The sequence below is a fragment of the Mesorhizobium sp. Cs1321R2N1 genome (genome assembly GCF_037179725.1).
GTDB lineage: Bacteria > Pseudomonadota > Alphaproteobacteria > Rhizobiales > Rhizobiaceae > Mesorhizobium > Mesorhizobium salmacidum.
Genome location: NZ_JAPYKP010000138.1, coordinates 1 through 16809 on the forward strand (window position 1 = coordinate 1; position 16809 = coordinate 16809).

Consider the following 16809-nt stretch of genomic DNA (forward strand, 5'->3'; position numbering starts at 1 on the left):
CGCCACTCGACGGCGCCGGCAAGGCCGTGCAGCACGGTCTCGGTGGTCGCCCAGTCGATGCAGCCATCGGTGATGCTCTGGCCGTAGACCAGCGGCTTGCCGGCCACGACGTCCTGCCGGCCGGCGACGAGATTGCTCTCGATCATGACGCCGATGATGCGCTCGTCGCCCGCCGCCACCTGGCCCGCGACATCGGCCGCCACTTTCGGCTGATTCTCAGGCTTCTTGCTCGAGTTGGCGTGGCTGACGTCGATCATCAGGCGCGGCGCGATGCCGATGCGGGCGAGTTCCACGGATGCGGCCTCGACGCTTGCCGCGTCATAGTTGGGCTGAACACCGCCGCGCAGGATGACATGGCAATCCTCGTTGCCCGTCGTCGCCGCGATGGCGCTGCGTCCGCCCTTGGTCACCGCCATGAAATGATGCGGCTGGGCGGCCGACTTCACCGCCTCGCCGGCGATCCTGAGATTGCCGTCGGTGCCGTTCTTGAAGCCGACCGGGCAGGAGAGGCCCGAGGCCAGCTCGCGATGGATCTGGCTCTCGGTCGTGCGCGCGCCGATGGCGCCCCAGGCGACGAGGTCGGCAATGTATTGCGGCGTCGTCATGTCGAGGAATTCGGTCGCCGCCGGCAGGCCGAGATTGTTGACGGCGGAAAGCACGTTGCGCGCCATCCGCAGCCCCTTGTCGATGTTGAAGCTGCCGTCGAGGTCGGGATCGTTGATGAGGCCTTTCCAGCCGACCGTCGTGCGCGGCTTTTCGAAATAGACCCGCATCACGATCTCAAGCCGGTCGGCCAGGGCCTCGCGCAGCGCCGCCAGACGGCTGGCATAGTCAACGGCCGCGACCGGATCGTGGATGGAACAGGGGCCGACGATGACGACAAGTCGATCGTCGGCCCCTGTCAGGATGGAATGGATGGCGTTGCGCGAGGCGGCAACGGTGCGTGTCGCCGTCAGCGAGCGCGGTATCTCGCGCATCACCTCTTCCGGCGTGCTCAGCAGTCTAAGTTCCTTGACCCGAAGGTCGTCTGTGGTGGTCAACACGGCTTTCTGCTCCTGTTAGAGCAATTCCAGGAAAAGTGCGTAGCGGTTTTCCGTCCGGAATTGCGTAAAACTATGTTTGGGAACCTGCCGGCTGAAACAAAAAAGCCGCCAGGTCTGGCGGCTGTTCGGATCTTGTTGCTGCAATCTTCAGATCAAGCGCAATCCTCCCGCCGCCAGCGAGCTCCTAAAGTACCAATACGTGGCGGTCAGGTTGATCATGGGTTGGCGTATAGCTGAAGTCGCGTTGAATGTCACGCATCTGATGGCGGACTTGCATAGATATGTAAGAATGCATATGTTGGATATGCCAAAAAGGATATGCTCCAATGCCGCTTTACGTAAAGGACCGGGAAGTCGACCGGCTGGTTCTTGAGGTGCAGCGCCTCACAAAAGCGCCGAGTAAGGCCGAGGCGGTTCGCCGCGCTCTGACGCATGAAATCGAGCGCGCCCGCAGTGTCCAATCTGTGTCGGAACGCCTGGCGGAGGCGGTCAGAATGGCTGGCGAAATCGGAGCGGATAATCCGGACTTCGATATGAAAGCCTATTCGGACGAGCTTTCAGGCGGGCTATGAGCTTGTTCATCGACGCGTCGGCGGTTGTCGCTCTGTTGCGTCCGGAGCCCACGGCAGGAGAACTCGCCGCCCGGATGGATGCCCACGGCGGGCCTTTCTTCATTTCGGCGGTCGTTCGTTTCGAGACCGCAATGGCCTTGGCGCGTTCAAAGACCCCCCTGCCTTCACCCGTGGAACCGGCGGCAATCGCAAAGGCGAATGCCGCCGTGGACCGTTTCGTGCAGGATTTGGGGATCGGCGAGGTCCTCATTTCGGCCCAAGTCGGGCGGCTCGCTGTCGAAGCGGCACGCAGCTACGGCAAGGATGTCAATTCGCCGGCGCAGCTCAACATGGGCGATTGCTTTTCCTATGCCTGTTGCAAGGCATATGATTTGGCTTTGCTCTACACCGGTCAGGATTTCACAAAGACAGACATACGATAGGTTCAAGGTGCGCCACGCGGACTGCCCGCATGAACCTATTCCGGCGACGATCCCGCGACGCTCTGGTCGTAGTCGACCAGCGATCCGGTCATAACGCCCGATTGCGGGCTGATCATATAGCTGATCAGCCGCGCGAGCTGGTCCGGCTTGACCAACTGGCCCATCGGCTGCGCGGCCTCGGCCTTCGCCAGCCAGTCGTCGGGCGCATCGTGCCATTTCTTCTGCACGATGTCCTCGCCTTCGGTGTCCATCCATCCGGGCAGTACGGCGTTGCAGCGGATGCGGTTGAAGCGATAGGCGTTGGCGACGTTCTTGGTCAGCGTCATCAGCGCGCCCTTGCTGGTCGAATAGGGCGTCAGGAAGGACTGGCCGGTATGCGCCGACATCGACAGCACGTTGACGATCGAGCCGGGCGCCTTTTTCTCCAGCAGATGCGCCACCACGCCCTGCATCAGGAAGAAGGGGCCGCGCACATTGGTTGCGAATATCTGGTCGAAGAGCTCTTCCGATGTCTCGATCAGTGAGCCGCGCGCTGAGGTGGCCGCGGCGTTGACCAGCGCGTTGATGCCGCCGAAATGGGAGAGCGCGGTGGCGACCGCGCGCTTGCAGTCGACAACCTTCGAAACGTCGGCGCTGATGAAAATCGCGTCAACGCCTGATTTCTTGAAATGGGCGACTGCCTTGTCACCCTTCTCCTGCGAGCGGCCGATGAGCGCCAGCGCCCGGCAGCCCTCGTCGGCCAGGGCTTCGGCGACGGCAAAGCCGATGCCTTGCGCACCGCCGGTGACGATGGCGCGTGTGTTCGAATTGCGATCGGCGGATGCACTCATCGCTCTGCTCCTGTGCGTTGGGTCCGGATGCGTTCTTACTTGTCCAAGCGGACGGTCTTGCCCGTGGTCGCAGACTTCAGCGCCGCATCGGCCAGCTTGAGCGCCACGAGGCCGTCCGCGCCACTCGGCGCCGCCTTCTTGCCTGACGTCGCCGCGGTGATGAAGGCGGCGATCTCGTTGGCGTAGGCGTCGAGGTAGCGGGTCATGAAGAAATCGTGCAGCGGCGGGCGCGTATAACCCTTCTCGTTGGCCAGCTCGATCGAGACCGGCCGCTGATTCTCGGCCGCCACCATGCCCTTGGAGCCATGCACCTCGATGCGCTGGTCGTAGCCATAGGTGGCGCGGCGCGAATTGGAGATGACGGCCTGCTTGCCCGATGCGGTTTCAAGGATGACGCTGACCGAGTCGAAATCGCCGGCTTCGCCGATTTTCTTGTCGACCAGCACCGAAGCGTGTGCGCTGACAGCGACCGGCTCCTCGCCGAGCAGGAAGCGCGCCATGTCGAAATCATGGATGGTCATGTCGCGGAAAATGCCGCCGGAGCGGGCGATATAATCGAGCGGCGGGGCGCCGGGATCGCGCGACGTGATGGTGACCATCTCGACGGTGCCGATGGCGCCGTCGTCGATCGCCTTGCGCACGGCGGCGAAATGCGGATCGAAGCGCCTGTTAAAGCCGACCATCAGCGTCGCCTTGGTCTTGTCGACCACCGCCAGGCACTGCTCGACCCGCTTGACGTCGAGGTCGATCGGCTTCTCGCAGAAGATGGCCTTGCCGGCCTTGGCGAAGCGCTCGATCAGATCGGCATGCGTGTCGGTCGGCGTGCAGATGACGACCGCGTCAATATCTTTCGATTTTTCGATGGCGTCGATGGTCCGCACCTCGGCGCCATAGGCACCAGCCAATTCGCTCGCCGCCTTCTCGAAGGCGTCGGCAACGGCGACCAGTTTTGCCTGGGGGTTGGAACCAACGGCGCGGGCGTGGACCTTGCCGATGCGGCCGGCACCAAGAAGGGCGAAGCGAACAGTCATGGAAATTTCCTCTGGGGATGGTTCGAAGCGGGGCGCCGGTCATGGGCGCTAGATGATTTTCCGGTCAAGACAAATCGACGCGAAGGCGATGACCGTCGCCCCCGCGCCCGGCCTCAGGCCGCGAGTTCCGCCTCGCCGGTCTTGGCGCCGGTGATATACGATACGATGTCCTGCCCGTCGGTATTCTCCTTGCGCAAATTGGCGACGATGCGGCCGCGCCGGAACACGACGATGCGGTCGCAAAGGTCGAACACCTGGCGCATGTTGTGGCTGATCAGGATCAACGGCTCGCCATTGTCCTTCAGCGTGCGGATGATGTTTTCGACCTGCGCGGTCTCCTGCACGCCAAGCGCTGCCGTCGGCTCGTCCATGATGATCAGCTTGGAGGCGAAGGTCGCCGTCCTGGCGATCGCCACGCACTGGCGCTGGCCGCCCGACATATGGCGGATGGTGTTGGACAGATTGGGGATCTTCACCGCCGTGCGCACCAGCGCCGCCTCGGTCGCCTTGCGCATGTATTTGCGGTCGAGGATGGAGAACGGCCCGAGATTGAACAGTACTTTTTCGCGGCCGAGAAACAAGTTCGACGGCACGTCGAGATCGTCGGCCAGCGCCAGGTTCTGGAACACCGTCTCGATGCCCGCCTCGCGCGCCTCGATCGGGCCGGCGAAATTCACTTCCTTGCCGTCGAACCAGACCTGGCCGCTGGTCCGCTGCTCGACGGCGGTGATCTGGCGCACGAAGGTCGACTTGCCGGCGCCGTTGTCGCCCATGATGGCGACATGCTCGCCCTTGCGCAGCTCGAAGTTGGCGCCTTCCAGCGCATGCACGCCGCCATAGCGCTTGGTCAGGTTTTCGGTCTTCAGGACGATATCTGACATGTTCAAGCCCTCAATGCCCGCATGCGCTGGCGCCACTGGTCGAGAACGACCGCGCCGACGATGATCACACCCTTGACCATCTCCTGGTAGTAGGCGTCGAGGCGCAGGAAGGTGAAGCCGGAGATGATGACGCCGAAGATCAGCGCGCCGATCACCGTGCCGATGATGGAGCCACGGCCGCCCGACAGCGAGACGCCGCCGATGACCGCCATGGCGATGGCATCGAGTTCGTACATCACGCCCATGCCGGCCTGGGCGGTAAGGTTTTTGGAGGACAGCACCACGGCGGCGAGCGCGGCGAGAATGCCGGCGATGACGTAGACGAGGATCTTGTGGTTGGCGATCTTGATGCCCGACATGCGCGCCGCATCCTCGTTGGAGCCGATCGCATAGCAATGCTTCCCGTATCTGGTGTAGGTCATGATCAGCTGGAACAGCACGGCCAGCGACAGGAAGATGATGACGGGCATCAGGCCCTTGCCGATTGCGGCGAAACTGTCTGTCGGGAACGAGATCGGCTGGCCCTTGGACCACCATTTGGCGATGCCGCGCGCGGTCACCATCATGCCGAGCGTGGCGATGAAGGGCGGAATGCGCGTATAGGCGATCAGCGCGCCGTTGACGAAGCCGGCGAGCAGGCCGCAGCCGATCGCCACCAGCACCGGGACGATCACCGGCAGGTCGGTCCAGCCCTGCGCCAGGAACATCGCCTTGGGATTCGGGTTGCCGTTGACGGTCGCGACCTGGGCGAAGCTCATGGCGATCATGGCGGTCGCGCCGACGATCGAGCCCGAGGACAGGTCGATGCCGCCTGTAATGATCACCTGCGTGACGCCGATGGCGATGATGCCGACGATCGACACCTGCAGGATGATGATCTGCAGGCGGGCCTCGTTGAAGATGCCGGAGACATCGCTGCGGGTGTTGAACAGGAAGCTGTCGCCGAGAAAGATGCGGCCGATCAGTTCGAAGATGACGACAAGGATGACGAGCGCTAGGAAGACGTTGAATTCGGCCGGCCATGTGCGCTTCTTGGCGTCATAGCTGACCCCGCCGACGCCGTGAGATGTCTGTGCCAATCTTCTATCCTCCGTCAGCCGCGGCCGTTCCTCGAGCACCTGTCAGGCGCCGAGGGAAAGAGGAGCGGCGCTGTCTTTGCGCGAGAGCGCCGCTCCCTATGTCCGCGGCTCAGTTCTTCTTCAGGAACTTGTCGATGTTTGCCGGGGTGACGAGCTGGAAGGGCACATAGACCTTGTGCTCGACCTTCTCGCCCTTGGCCAGCTTGAGCGCCGCATCCAGCGCCCCGGCGCCCTGGCCGGCCGCATCCTGGAACACGGTTACATCGAGGTCGCCGGCCTGCATGGCGGCAAGCGCGTCCTGAGTGGCGTCGACGCCGCCGACGACGACTGCCTTCATGTCGATGTTGGCGGCCTTCATCGCCTGGATGGCGCCGATGGCGCTTTCGTCATTGTTGGCGATGACGCCGTCGAACTTCTTGCCGGTCGACAGCCAGTTGGTCATCAGGTTCTGGGCCTGGTCGCGATCCCAGTTCGACGTCTGCTTGTCGATGATCTTGATGAAGCTGCACTCCGGCGTGGCGATGACATCATCGATATCCTTGGTGCGCTGCACGGCGGCCTGGTTGGAAAGCTCGCCCATGATGACATAGACATTGGCTTCCTTCTTGCCGGCTTCCTTGAACAGGCGGCAGACTTCCTTGGTCTCGAGCGTGCCGGAATCGGCCTCGTTGGAAGCGACGAAGGCCTGGTTGTCGGGCAGCGTGTCGACATTGACCGGCTGGCGGTTGACGTAGACCAGCGGAATCTTGGCCGCGGCGGCCGCATCCGACATCGCCTGTGTGGCCGAGGTGTCGACCGGGTTGACAATGATGGCGTCGACGCCCGAAGCGGCGAAGTTCTTGATCTGGTCGAGCTGCTTGGCGACGTCGTTCTGTGCGTCCTCGACCTGCAGCTCGACGCCGCTCATGCCCTTGGCCTGCTCGATCATGCCGTTGCGCAGCACGGTGAGAAAGTTGTCGTCGAACTTGGCCATCGAGACGCCGATCTTGGCGGCCATGGCCGATGAACTCATCAGCGCCGCGAAGGCGACGCCCAAAAGCAGTTTCTTCATTGTATCTCTCCTCCACTTTTGGTGTCCGGTTGCACCGATCTCTCCGGAATCCCCGATCTGCCTGGGGAATCTCTCCCTGATATCCATTTCGTTCCGCGGCGTGCCGCCAACGGCTGGACGCCGAACTGCCTTGAACGGATGTTCCGGAACGAAAGAACCAAAACCCACATCTAGTGAAATATTTATTCCATTTGACGTTGGGGCGTCAAGGGCCATTCCAAATTCGGGCGCGCGATTTTCTGCCTGCTCTGATAGATTCTATCATTTCTGGCGGGCGGTTCGCGGCGGCGGACTGCAGGAGCGCTCTGTCGCTTCATCGAAAACGCCCTATCTCTCGTCCTGGCGCGTCCCGGACGGAAAGCCGCTGCGCATTTTCCCGAAATTGCTTCAGATGTTTTCCGGCAAATAGATGTCGAAGGGCAGGAAGATCTGACCCGGCGCATTGGCCGCGCCGGCTTCGATGGCATGCGCCATCCGATCGACGAGCTCACGACAGAGCGCGGCAAGCGGCGTCGAGATCACCATGGTAAGGATGTTGTCGGCGAGCGCGGCGCGCGATTCGGCGTTGATCTCGTTGCAGACGACCACCGGCATGTTGCCAGGCTTCGCTGCCCGCAGCGCCGAGACGGCGCCCTCCATGCCGCCACCGGCGACGTAGCAGCCGACGAGATCCGGATACCGCGCCAGAAGATCGATCATCGCGTCATGGGTGACCTGATTGGCCTCGAGATTGACCAACGTCTCCAGCACGCTGAAATCCGGCGCATGCTCGCGGAAGAAGGAGCGGAAGCCGATCTCCCGCAACTCATGGCCATGGAAGCGATGGCTGCCGACGAAAAGGGCGACCTTGCCAGGCGCCCTCGCCGCCCTGGCGATCATCCAGGCCGCGGTGCGGCCGACCTTGCGGTTGTCGAGGCCGACATAGCCCTCACGGACGCCGGCGGCGAAGTCGGACAGAAGGGAGAAGACCGGCAGTCCCCTGGCCTTGAGCGCCTCCACGACGGCGGTCAGCGTCGGATGGTCCGGGCCGACCACGGCAATGGCCCGCGATCTCGCCGCCAGCCTGCGCATCTGGGCGGCGATGTCGTCCGGGGCCAGAGAGCTGGCGAAATCGACGGTTGCGACGCCGCGGAAGCGCTGCGATTGCGCGACCGCCAGCTCGAGTTCCCGAGCGAAATCACCATAGAAAACGTCATTGCCCCGAAGCAGCAGAAAGCCCAGACGATACTCGGGCAGTTCCTGGCGCATCCGCTGCTTGATCAGGCCGGCGGCGTGATAGCCGATCTCGGTCGCGGTTTCGTAGACGCGGCGCGCGGTTTCCTCCCGCACTGGGAGGCGATTGTTGAGCACGCGGTCCACCGTGGCGACGCTGACGCCGGAGACTCGCGCCAGATCAGTAATGGTCGGCCGTTTCGCCATGATCGCCCTCGTTCGATTGCCTGATATCGATACCTGACTTTGACATGAAATGATAGAAACTATCTTTGTGATGTTGATTCTATCATGGCTCGGCGTTATTTCTGAGCAAGGAGTTAGTTGATGATCGGCATTCGCATGGCGAACGCCCCGCCCTGGGAGGCAATCATGACCGCAGCGCCGTCCCGGCGTGATTACAGCCTGACCGGCCGCGACGCCCGGCTTGCGGTCGAACACGGGCTGTCGGCGGCCGAGTGGTATCACACCGACATTCCCCGCAAGCAGATGAAGGAGCTGATGCAGCGCTCCGATGGCCCGGCGATCCGCGACACGGCGATCTGGCTGGCCGCCCTCATCATCAGCGGTGCCGGCGGTGCCTGGTTCTGGGGCAGCTGGTGGTGCGTGCCGTTCTTCTTCGCCTATGGCGTGCTCTACGGCTCATCCACCGATTCCCGCTGGCACGAATGCGGCCACGGCACGGCGTTCCGCACGCAGTGGATGAATGACGCAGTCTATCAGATCGCCTGCTTCATGATCATGCGCAATCCGGTGACCTGGCGCTGGAGCCACACGCGCCATCACACCGACACCATCATCGTCGGCCGCGATCCTGAGATTTCGGTCATGCGGCCGCCGGACCTGGTGCGCCTCGTTCTTGGTTTTGTCGGCGTGCTCGACGCCTGGCATGCGATATCAGACATGCTGCGCAATGCCGCCGGCAACATCAGCGCGGCGGAGAAGACCTTCATTCCCGAACAGGAGCAGCCCAAAGCGATCCGTGTTGCCCGCATCTGGACGGCGATCTATGCCGCGACCATCGCGCTGGCGCTCTCCACCGGATCTTTCCTGCCCCTGATGCTGGTCGGCCTGCCCAGGCTTTATGGCGCCTGGCATCACGTGATGGTCGGCCTGCTGCAGCATGGCGGCCTTGCCGACAATGTCACCGACCATCGGCTGAACAGCCGCACCGTCTACATGAACCCGATCAGCCGCTTCATCTACTGGAACATGAATTACCACGTCGAGCATCACATGTTCCCGATGGTGCCCTACCATGCGCTGCCGAAGCTGCACGCGCTGATCAAGCACGATTTGCCGGCGCCGACGCCGTCGATCCTGGCCGGCTACCGCGAGATGATCCCGGTCTTCCGCCGCCAGCTGCGCAACGAGGATTATTTCCTCAAGCGCGAGCTGCCGCCGACCGCCAGGCCGTACCGCGAGGAATTCCACAACGACGCCGTCGCGGTCGCGGCTGAATAATCACGCGCCGCCGTGCGATCCCAGGGGAGGACTGAATGAACGATTGGGTCGAGGCGTGCGCCGCCGGTGACATCGACGAAGAAGACGTGATGCGCTTCGATCATGGCGGGCGCACCTTCGCCATCTATCGCAGCCCGGACGACGAATATTTCGCCACCGACGGACTTTGCACGCATGAGAAGGTGCATCTCGCCGATGGGCTGGTGATGGACGACATCATCGAATGCCCCAAGCACAATGGCCGCTTCAACTACAAGACCGGCGCGGCCAGAGGCGCGCCGGTCTGCGTCAACCTCAGGACCTATCCGGTCAAGGTGGACGCCGGCAAAGTCCTGGTTCAGATCGGGTGACCGGCATGGCGCGGGGAATGCTGATCATCGGAGCCGGCGAATGCGGCGGACGGGCGGCGCTTGCCTTGCGCGATCTCGGCTATGACGGGCCGGTGACGCTGGTGGGTGACGAGCCGCATTTGCCCTATGAACGTCCGCCTCTGTCCAAGGAGGCGATGGCCAGCGATGCGCCCGCAATCAAGGCAATCGCCAGCGACGAGATCCTGACCGAAAAATCGATCCGGCACGTCCATTCCGTCCAGGCCGTCGCGATCGAGCGCGCGTCGCACACGGTGCGCCTGTCGGACGGTTCGGTGCTGGCCTACGACAAGCTGCTGCTGGCCACCGGTTCGACGCCGCGCAAGCTGCCGATGCCTGGGCTTGGCGTGCGCTGCGTCTATCTCAGAACCTTCGCCGACGCGCTGGCCATTCGCGCCCATCTTCGTGCCGGCAACCGCATCGCCATCATTGGCGGCGGGTTCATCGGCCTTGAACTTGCGGCAGCCGCGCGCAAGCTCGGCGCCTCGGTCACCGTTATCGAGGCGCAGCCACGTATCCTGATGCGCGGCGTTCCGGCCGAGATCGCCCAAATCATCCATGAAGCGCATGTCGCCGAGGGTGTCGACGTGGTCTGCGGGGAAGGCATCGCCTCCATCGCCGACGAGGGCAAGGAGGTGCGGGTGACGCTTGCCGGCGGGCGCGAAATATCGGCCGACCTCGCCGTCATCGGCATCGGCGCCGTGCCGGTGACCGGGCTCGCGGCCGAAGCCGGCCTGACCATTGAAAACGGCATATCAGTCGATGCCTATCTGCAAACCGCTGATCCCGACGTCTTCGCCGCCGGCGATTGCTGCTCGTTTCCGCTCGCCGTCTATGGCGGCCGCCGCGTGCGGCTGGAGGCCTGGCGCAATGCACAGGAACAGGGCGCACTGGCGGCAAAGAACATGCTTGGCGCCGGCGAGGCGCATGCGGCGGTGCCGTGGTTCTGGTCGGATCAGTATGGGCTGAGCTTGCAGATCGCCGGCCTCTCCGACGAAGGCCGCGTCCTTGTGCGCCGCGATCTCGGTGACGGCGCCTTCATCCTCTTCCATCTCGCCGAGGACGGCAGGCTGGTGGCGGCGAGCGGCATCGGCCCGGGCAATGCGGTCGCCCGCGACATAAGGCTGGCCGAAATGCTGATCGGCAAGCGGGCCAAGCCGGCGCCGGAGGCGCTGGGCTCGCCTGAAGTCAAGCTGAAGGCGTTGCTGGCGGCCTGAGTGAAGTTGGCCGCCCTCTCCCTTGTTGCAGGGCAATTGCGTATGACTGCGCCGACCCCCTACCCGGATCTTTCGGTCCGATCTCGCCACGAAGGGGAGGTAGAGGTCCTTAGAACAGCGCCTTGAGCTCCGCCAGCTTGTCGTTGACCAGCCAGCCGTAATAATTCTCTTCGGGCAGCTTCTCCGGCTCGCCGGTGGCGCGGCGTTTGTCGTTTTCCGCCTTCAGCGCATAGGCGCGCTGCTCCGGATTGCCGACATTGTAGAGTGTGGCCGTGATGCCCGGATTGCCCGAAATGTCGAAGCCGGCGATGCCCTTATAGGCGTCGATCGACTTTTTGATCGTCGCCGCGACATAGGGCAGCGTCAGGTCCGGATCCATGATGGTCTTGTAGACCGAATTGGGATCGGAGACGTCGAGCTTCGGCAGGCCCGACACCTTGTGCACGAGGTCGCTCATCTGCAGGGCGGTCAGGGGATTGAGCTGGCCGAGGCCGAAGGTCTGGCCGGCATAGTAGGGCTGGAAGAAGGTGGCGCCGAAACGGTTGTCGGGGAAATCCTCGCCGCCGACGGTCTTACCGCGAAACGAGCGGTTCCAGACCTGTTCGCGGCATTCCCACAGATCGTAGCTGTCCGAAATCGCGGCGCACTTCTTGAATTCCGGCCGCTGCACGAAATCGGTGATGTCCTCGCCATCATAGGCGAAGGAGAGCTTGCTCGAGAGGTAGGAGATCGCCTTGACGTAATAGGTCTGCAGCCGGTCGTAGGCGTCGACATTGTAGGTGTGCTCGCCGACGATGGCGCCGACGATGTGCATGGGGTCGATCCCATAGGCGCTCGCAGCCTTCTTGATCTTGGCGCGCAGATCGGCGTCGTTCTGCAGCAGCGCGTAGACCTTGCGGTACTTCGCCTGGAAGGTGGTGTTGGTCGCCTGCGTGCGGCGGCTCGAGGCGCCGGGAATGTCTGGCTGCTCGGTATTGCGGTTTCCCGCCGGCACCAATGTCGCCGCGTCGGCGGCGAACAGCGTCGCCGCCAGCGTCAAGCCGAGAATGACCAAGATGAGTTTTTTCATGCGCCGCCGCCTAGAGAATTGCGGCGCAAACTAGGTAAAGCACTTGGTCGAGTCGAGAGCGCCCCATCATCCGGCGAGACGAAAGGTGGCCAGATGGTACCATCTGGCCACACATGGCTCCTGCCGGACGTTGTTGCATGACCGCGCCGGCCTGCTCCGGCGCCCTCGTTCAAAGGATGAACCGCGACAAATCCGTGTTTCTGGAGAGGTCGCCGACATGCTTCTGGACATAGGCGGCGTCGATGGTGACTGCCGTGCCGTTGCGGTCCGGCGCATCATAGGAGATGTCGTCCAGCACCCGCTCCATCACAGTCTGCAGCCGCCTCGCGCCGATGTTCTCGATGCTGGCGTTGAGATCGACGGCGACACCGGCGAGCGAATCGATGGCGTCGTCGGTGAAGGTGAGCTCAACGCCTTCGGTCTTCATCAGCGCGATATACTGCTTGATCAGGCTCGCCTCGGTCTCGGTCAGGATGCGGACGAAGTCCTCCTTCTCCAGCGCGCGCAGCTCGACGCGGATCGGCAGGCGGCCCTGCAGTTCCGGCAGCAGGTCGGACGGCTTGGAGACATGGAAGGCACCGGAAGCGATGAACAGGATATGGTCCGTCTTCACCGGCCCGTATTTGGTCGCCACCGTCGTGCCTTCGACCAGCGGCAGCAGGTCGCGCTGCACGCCTTCGCGCGAAGGGCCGCCCGAAATGTCCGACCGGGCGGCGATCTTGTCGATTTCGTCGAGGAAGACGATGCCGTCATTCTCCGTTGCGTCGAGCGCCCGGCGCACCACCTCGTCCTGGTCGAGCAGCTTGTCGGACTCGTCGCCGACCAGCAGGTCGTAGGACTCCTTCACCGTGGTCTTGCGCAGCTTGGTCTTCTTGCCGCCCATCGCCTTTGACAGCATGTCGTTGATGTTGAGCACGCCGATATTGGCGCCCGGCATGCCGGGGATTTCGAAGCCGGGCATGCCGCCATTGCCGGTGTCGGCCACTTCGATCTCGATTTCCTTGTCGTCGAGCTCACCCTCGCGCAGCTTCTTGCGGAAGCTATCGCGCGTCGCCGGGCTCGCCGTCTTGCCGACCAGCGCTTCCAGCACCCGTTCCTCGGCGTTGACATGGGCGCGCGCCTTCACGTCCTCGCGCATCTTCTCGCGCGTCAGACCGATGGCGATCTCGACCAGGTCGCGGATGATCTGTTCGACGTCGCGGCCGACATAGCCGACCTCGGTGAACTTGGTCGCCTCGACCTTGACGAACGGCGCGCCGGCGAGCCGTGCCAGGCGGCGCGAAATCTCGGTCTTGCCGACGCCGGTCGGGCCGATCATCAGGATGTTCTTCGGCATCACCTCTTCGCGCATCTGGCCTTCGAGCTGCTGGCGGCGCCAGCGGTTGCGCAGAGCGATGGCCACGGCGCGCTTAGCGTCCTTCTGGCCGATGATGAAGCGGTCGAGTTCCGAAACGATTTCGCGGGGAGAAAATGTGCTCATCACTAAATTCCACTTTGCCACTGCTTGATGGTCTCGAACGGATGCAGCAGCATGATCACGTTGAGTGTAAGATTGTCCCGGATGAGATAGCCGGTACCCAGTTCGAAGAGGATGGCGAGGCTGACGATCACCCATATAGGTAGCCTTCGCGCCATGACAAATCCCAGCACCATGGCCAGTGTGTCGGACACCGAATTGATGATGCTGTCGCCGTAATAATCGAGCGAAATGGTGCCGGCGCGGTAGCGCTCGATTATGAACGGGCTATTTTCGAGGATTTCCCAGCCTCCCTCGACGAGGACGGCGAATGCCAGCCGCAAGCCGATCGGCGAGCGCGGGAACAGGAACCGGGCCAGCGCGTAGAACAGGAAGCCGTGGATAACGTGCGAAAAGGTGTACCAGTCCGAAATGTGCTGGGAATTCTCCGAACTGTTCACCACGCCATGCCACAGCTTGACATAGCCGCAGGTACAGATCGGCGGATGGCCCATCAGGTAGAGCGTGACGGCCTGGACGACGAGCAGGCCGGCGACGATCAGCAGCCCCATCCGCCAGCTATCCTCGTAAGCGGAAAGGCTCTTGTCCTCGCTGGCCGTGACCATGTCCTGAATTACCCCTCTTGCGCATCTTCGGCATCGATCGCCATCAGCACGGCGTCGCCATAGATCGACTGTCTGCGATCAACGGCCCGAAATCCCGCCTTTTCATAGGCCCGGATGGCCCTGATGTTGGCTGGGTCGGGGTCGATAATGACACGCGGCACGCCTTCCTCGAACAGGTCTTCGACGAATTGACGCACGATCGCCGAGCCATGGCCGATGCCGATGAGTTCCGGCCGGCCGATCGAGATATCGATGCCGAGCGTGCCGAACGGCTGATCGGCATAGGGATGGCCGTCTTCCAGATGGGGATCGTAGCTCTGCAGATAGGCGATCGGCTTGCCGTCGAGCTCAACGATCAGCGGCTCGACGGAAATCGAGTCTATATGATCGGCAATCTCCGCGATTTCCGCCTCGGGATCGTCCCACCATTCTGCAACATGCGGCTCGGCCAGCCAGCCTGCGATCATCGGCAGGTCCTTTTTGGTCACCGGCCGAAAATCGTAGCTATTTTCTGGTTGGATCATGGTCTTTTCCGAAAACCGGCGTCCACTTTTCGCTTACGCGGTCCTGCGGTTCGGGACCGTGGCCGGCCTGATCAAGCCGCATCGAGCGTTTCGACAACGAAATTATTGTTGGTGTAGACGCAGATGTCGGACGCGATCTGCATCGCCTTGCGGGCGATCTCCTCGGCGTCCTTGTCGCTGTCCATCAGCGCGCGCGCCGCGGCCAGCGCGTAATTGCCGCCCGAACCGATGGCCATGACGCCATGTTCGGGCTCCAGCACGTCGCCGTTGCCGGTCAGCGCCAGCGAGACCGATTTGTCGGCAACCAGCATCATCGCCTCCAGCCGGCGCAGATAACGGTCGGTGCGCCAGTCCTTGGCAAGCTCGACGCAAGCGCGCGTCAATTGGTCGGGATATTGTTCGAGCTTGGCTTCGAGGCGTTCCAAAAGCGTGAAAGCGTCGGCTGTGGCACCCGCGAAACCGGCAATCACATTGCCGCCCTTGCCGATGCGGCGCACTTTGCGGGCGTTGCCCTTCATGATGGTCTGGCCAAGGCTGACCTGGCCGTCGCCGGCGATCACCACCTTGTTGCCCTTGCGCACGGTCACGATCGTCGTGGCGTGCATGGTCAGATTATCAGACATTTCCTGGCTCCGAGCAGCGCCATCCCAAAAAGGCGATTGGCGCGGTACGAGTAACTTTGATCGGCCATATGTATGCACGGGGCCAATGATTGCAAACGGCTCGATAGCGGCCGGGATCGCAACTGGCAATCGCCGGATCATGCTGCTAGAAGGCTCTCGTTTTCAAGCCAGCGAGCGCTTGAGGCCCGTGAACCGGTCACGATCTGAACCACTGGCACAAGGATAGAGTGATGGCGCCTCGTTCCGCCGATGCAAGCCGAAAGACCGCGGAAACCGACATCTCGGTCTCGATCCATGTCGACGGCTCCGGCAAATCGGACATCGCCACGGGCGTCGGCTTCTTCGACCATATGCTAGATCAACTTTCCCGCCATTCGCTGATCGACATGACCGTCAAGGCCAATGGCGACCTGCACATAGACGACCACCACACGGTCGAGGACACCGGCATTGCGCTCGGCCAGGCCTTGACCAAGGCGCTGGGCGAGCGGCGCGGCATCATGCGCTACGCTTCGATCGACCTTGCCATGGACGAGACGCTGACGCGCGCGGCGATCGACGTGTCGGGCCGGCCCTTCCTGGTCTGGAACGTTTCGTTCTCGTCGCCCAAAATCGGCACCTTCGACACCGAACTGGTGCGCGAATTCTTCCAGGCGCTGGCGCAGAATGCCGGCATCACGCTGCATGTCACCAACCATTATGGCGCCAACAACCATCATATCGCCGAGACCTGCTTCAAGGCGGTGGCCCGCGCGCTGCGCGCCGCGCTCGAGCGTGATCCGCGCCAGCCTGACGTGGTTCCCTCCACCAAGGGTTCTTTGAAGGGATAGCCTCATGACCGCCTATGTCGTGATGGAGCCACCTGGCCGTAGCGAGAAAGTCGACACGACGACGTTGGTCCGCGACGGCTTCACCTGGCTCGGCCTGCTCGTGCCGCCGCTGTGGCTTGCCTGGCACCGGCTGTGGGTCGAAGCGGCGCTCGCCTTTGTCGTCATGGGCGTGCTTTCGATGCTTGGCCAGAAACTTGGCCTCGGTGTCGCAGGCTCGCTGCTGTCGCTGCTCGTCTCGCTCTATGTCGGGCTGGAGGGCCAGGGATTGCGCATCGCGGCGCTGCGCCGCCGCGGCTGGCATGAATGGGGCGTCGTCGAGGCCGGTTGGCTCGCGGACGCCGATATGCGCTATGTCCTGGAAATCGAAGGCCTTTCGGACGAAGCAGCACCCGCGCCGCGCATCGTTCCGGATGCCGCTTTGGCGCGCCCGGCGCAGCCCGGCATAGCGCTGGGGCTGACCCACATTCCGGGACGGCGCTGAGATGCGGGTTGCGATCATCGACTACGGTTC

The 16809-nt window shown here is 62.9% G+C and carries 19 protein-coding genes; 7 read left to right on the forward strand and 12 right to left on the reverse strand.

From position 1 onward, the window contains the following. Positions 1 to 1043 (reverse strand): 3-deoxy-7-phosphoheptulonate synthase (locus O7A61_RS25785; protein ID WP_337132216.1); only part of this gene is annotated, 1043 nt, incomplete at its 3' end. 326 nt (positions 1044 to 1369) lie between these two features. On the opposite strand from O7A61_RS25785, the gene O7A61_RS25790 reads away from it, so the two are divergent. Both O7A61_RS25790 and O7A61_RS25795 read left to right on the forward strand, forming a co-directional pair. Continuing rightward, on the forward strand, positions 1370 to 1615 hold the full coding sequence (locus O7A61_RS25790) for a type II toxin-antitoxin system VapB family antitoxin (protein ID WP_027142415.1): 246 nt from the start codon (positions 1370 to 1372) through the stop codon (positions 1613 to 1615). Beyond that, positions 1612 to 2037 (forward strand): type II toxin-antitoxin system VapC family toxin, encoded by a 426-nt coding sequence (locus tag O7A61_RS25795; RefSeq protein ID WP_337132217.1) that lies wholly within the window; start codon positions 1612 to 1614, stop codon positions 2035 to 2037. Before O7A61_RS25790 ends, O7A61_RS25795 begins: the two co-directional genes overlap by 4 nt. A gap of 35 nt (positions 2038 to 2072) precedes the next feature. Here the strand turns inward: O7A61_RS25795 and O7A61_RS25800 are convergent, their stop codons facing one another. From O7A61_RS25800 to O7A61_RS25825, 6 genes are all read right to left on the reverse strand, one after another. Then, positions 2073 to 2867, reverse strand: coding sequence for an SDR family oxidoreductase (locus O7A61_RS25800; protein WP_337132218.1), 795 nt, complete (start codon positions 2865 to 2867; stop codon positions 2073 to 2075). A gap of 35 nt (positions 2868 to 2902) precedes the next feature. Beyond that, complete coding sequence (gene iolG, locus O7A61_RS25805) at positions 2903 to 3898, reverse strand: inositol 2-dehydrogenase (protein WP_337132219.1); 996 nt, start codon at positions 3896 to 3898, stop codon at positions 2903 to 2905. Between the two features lie 113 nt (positions 3899 to 4011). Continuing rightward, positions 4012 to 4779, reverse strand: coding sequence for an ATP-binding cassette domain-containing protein (locus O7A61_RS25810; protein ID WP_023772158.1), 768 nt, complete (start codon positions 4777 to 4779; stop codon positions 4012 to 4014). 2 nt (positions 4780 to 4781) lie between these two features. Next, the gene (locus O7A61_RS25815; RefSeq protein WP_027142420.1) at positions 4782 to 5858 is read right to left on the reverse strand and encodes an ABC transporter permease; all 1077 of its coding nucleotides are present in this window, start codon (positions 5856 to 5858) and stop codon (positions 4782 to 4784) included. A 109-nt stretch (positions 5859 to 5967) separates the two neighbouring features. Beyond that, positions 5968 to 6909, reverse strand: a complete 942-nt coding sequence (locus O7A61_RS25820) for a sugar ABC transporter substrate-binding protein (RefSeq protein WP_337132220.1) — start codon at positions 6907 to 6909, stop codon at positions 5968 to 5970. A 387-nt stretch (positions 6910 to 7296) separates the two neighbouring features. Further along, entirely contained in the window at positions 7297 to 8328 is a 1032-nt protein-coding gene (locus tag O7A61_RS25825; protein WP_027142422.1) for a LacI family DNA-binding transcriptional regulator, read from the reverse strand. Between the two features lie 165 nt (positions 8329 to 8493). On the opposite strand from O7A61_RS25825, the gene O7A61_RS25830 reads away from it, so the two are divergent. From O7A61_RS25830 to O7A61_RS25840, 3 genes are read left to right on the forward strand one after another with little or no spacing between them, the layout of a single operon-like run. Beyond that, positions 8494 to 9585: a fatty acid desaturase family protein gene (locus tag O7A61_RS25830; protein ID WP_337132221.1), complete on the forward strand. Its 1092-nt coding sequence runs from the start codon at positions 8494 to 8496 to the stop codon at positions 9583 to 9585. A 35-nt stretch (positions 9586 to 9620) separates the two neighbouring features. Further along, positions 9621 to 9935: a MocE family 2Fe-2S type ferredoxin gene (locus tag O7A61_RS25835; protein ID WP_140509611.1), complete on the forward strand. Its 315-nt coding sequence runs from the start codon at positions 9621 to 9623 to the stop codon at positions 9933 to 9935. 17 nt (positions 9936 to 9952) lie between these two features. Continuing rightward, entirely contained in the window at positions 9953 to 11170 is a 1218-nt protein-coding gene (locus O7A61_RS25840; protein ID WP_337132222.1) for an NAD(P)/FAD-dependent oxidoreductase, read from the forward strand. A gap of 109 nt (positions 11171 to 11279) precedes the next feature. Here the strand turns inward: O7A61_RS25840 and O7A61_RS25845 are convergent, their stop codons facing one another. From O7A61_RS25845 to hslV, 5 genes are all read right to left on the reverse strand, one after another. Then, entirely contained in the window at positions 11280 to 12239 is a 960-nt protein-coding gene (locus O7A61_RS25845; RefSeq protein ID WP_337132223.1) for a DUF1402 family protein, read from the reverse strand. Positions 12240 to 12408: 169 nt separating this feature from the next. Continuing rightward, positions 12409 to 13719, reverse strand: coding sequence for an ATP-dependent protease ATPase subunit HslU (hslU, locus tag O7A61_RS25850; protein WP_337132224.1), 1311 nt, complete (start codon positions 13717 to 13719; stop codon positions 12409 to 12411). A gap of 2 nt (positions 13720 to 13721) precedes the next feature. Next, complete coding sequence (locus tag O7A61_RS25855) at positions 13722 to 14321, reverse strand: DUF2585 domain-containing protein (protein WP_337132225.1); 600 nt, start codon at positions 14319 to 14321, stop codon at positions 13722 to 13724. An 8-nt stretch (positions 14322 to 14329) separates the two neighbouring features. Next, positions 14330 to 14845, reverse strand: coding sequence for a GNAT family N-acetyltransferase (locus O7A61_RS25860; protein ID WP_337132226.1), 516 nt, complete (start codon positions 14843 to 14845; stop codon positions 14330 to 14332). Between the two features lie 71 nt (positions 14846 to 14916). Further along, positions 14917 to 15468: an ATP-dependent protease subunit HslV gene (hslV, locus tag O7A61_RS25865; protein ID WP_027142430.1), complete on the reverse strand. Its 552-nt coding sequence runs from the start codon at positions 15466 to 15468 to the stop codon at positions 14917 to 14919. 230 nt (positions 15469 to 15698) lie between these two features. On the opposite strand from hslV, the gene hisB reads away from it, so the two are divergent. Both hisB and O7A61_RS25875 read left to right on the forward strand, forming a co-directional pair. Next, positions 15699 to 16298: an imidazoleglycerol-phosphate dehydratase HisB gene (hisB, locus tag O7A61_RS25870; protein WP_337132227.1), complete on the forward strand. Its 600-nt coding sequence runs from the start codon at positions 15699 to 15701 to the stop codon at positions 16296 to 16298. Positions 16299 to 16302: 4 nt separating this feature from the next. Then, on the forward strand, positions 16303 to 16779 hold the full coding sequence (locus O7A61_RS25875; protein WP_337132228.1) for a DUF2628 domain-containing protein: 477 nt from the start codon (positions 16303 to 16305) through the stop codon (positions 16777 to 16779). Positions 16780 to 16809 lie beyond the last annotated feature (30 nt).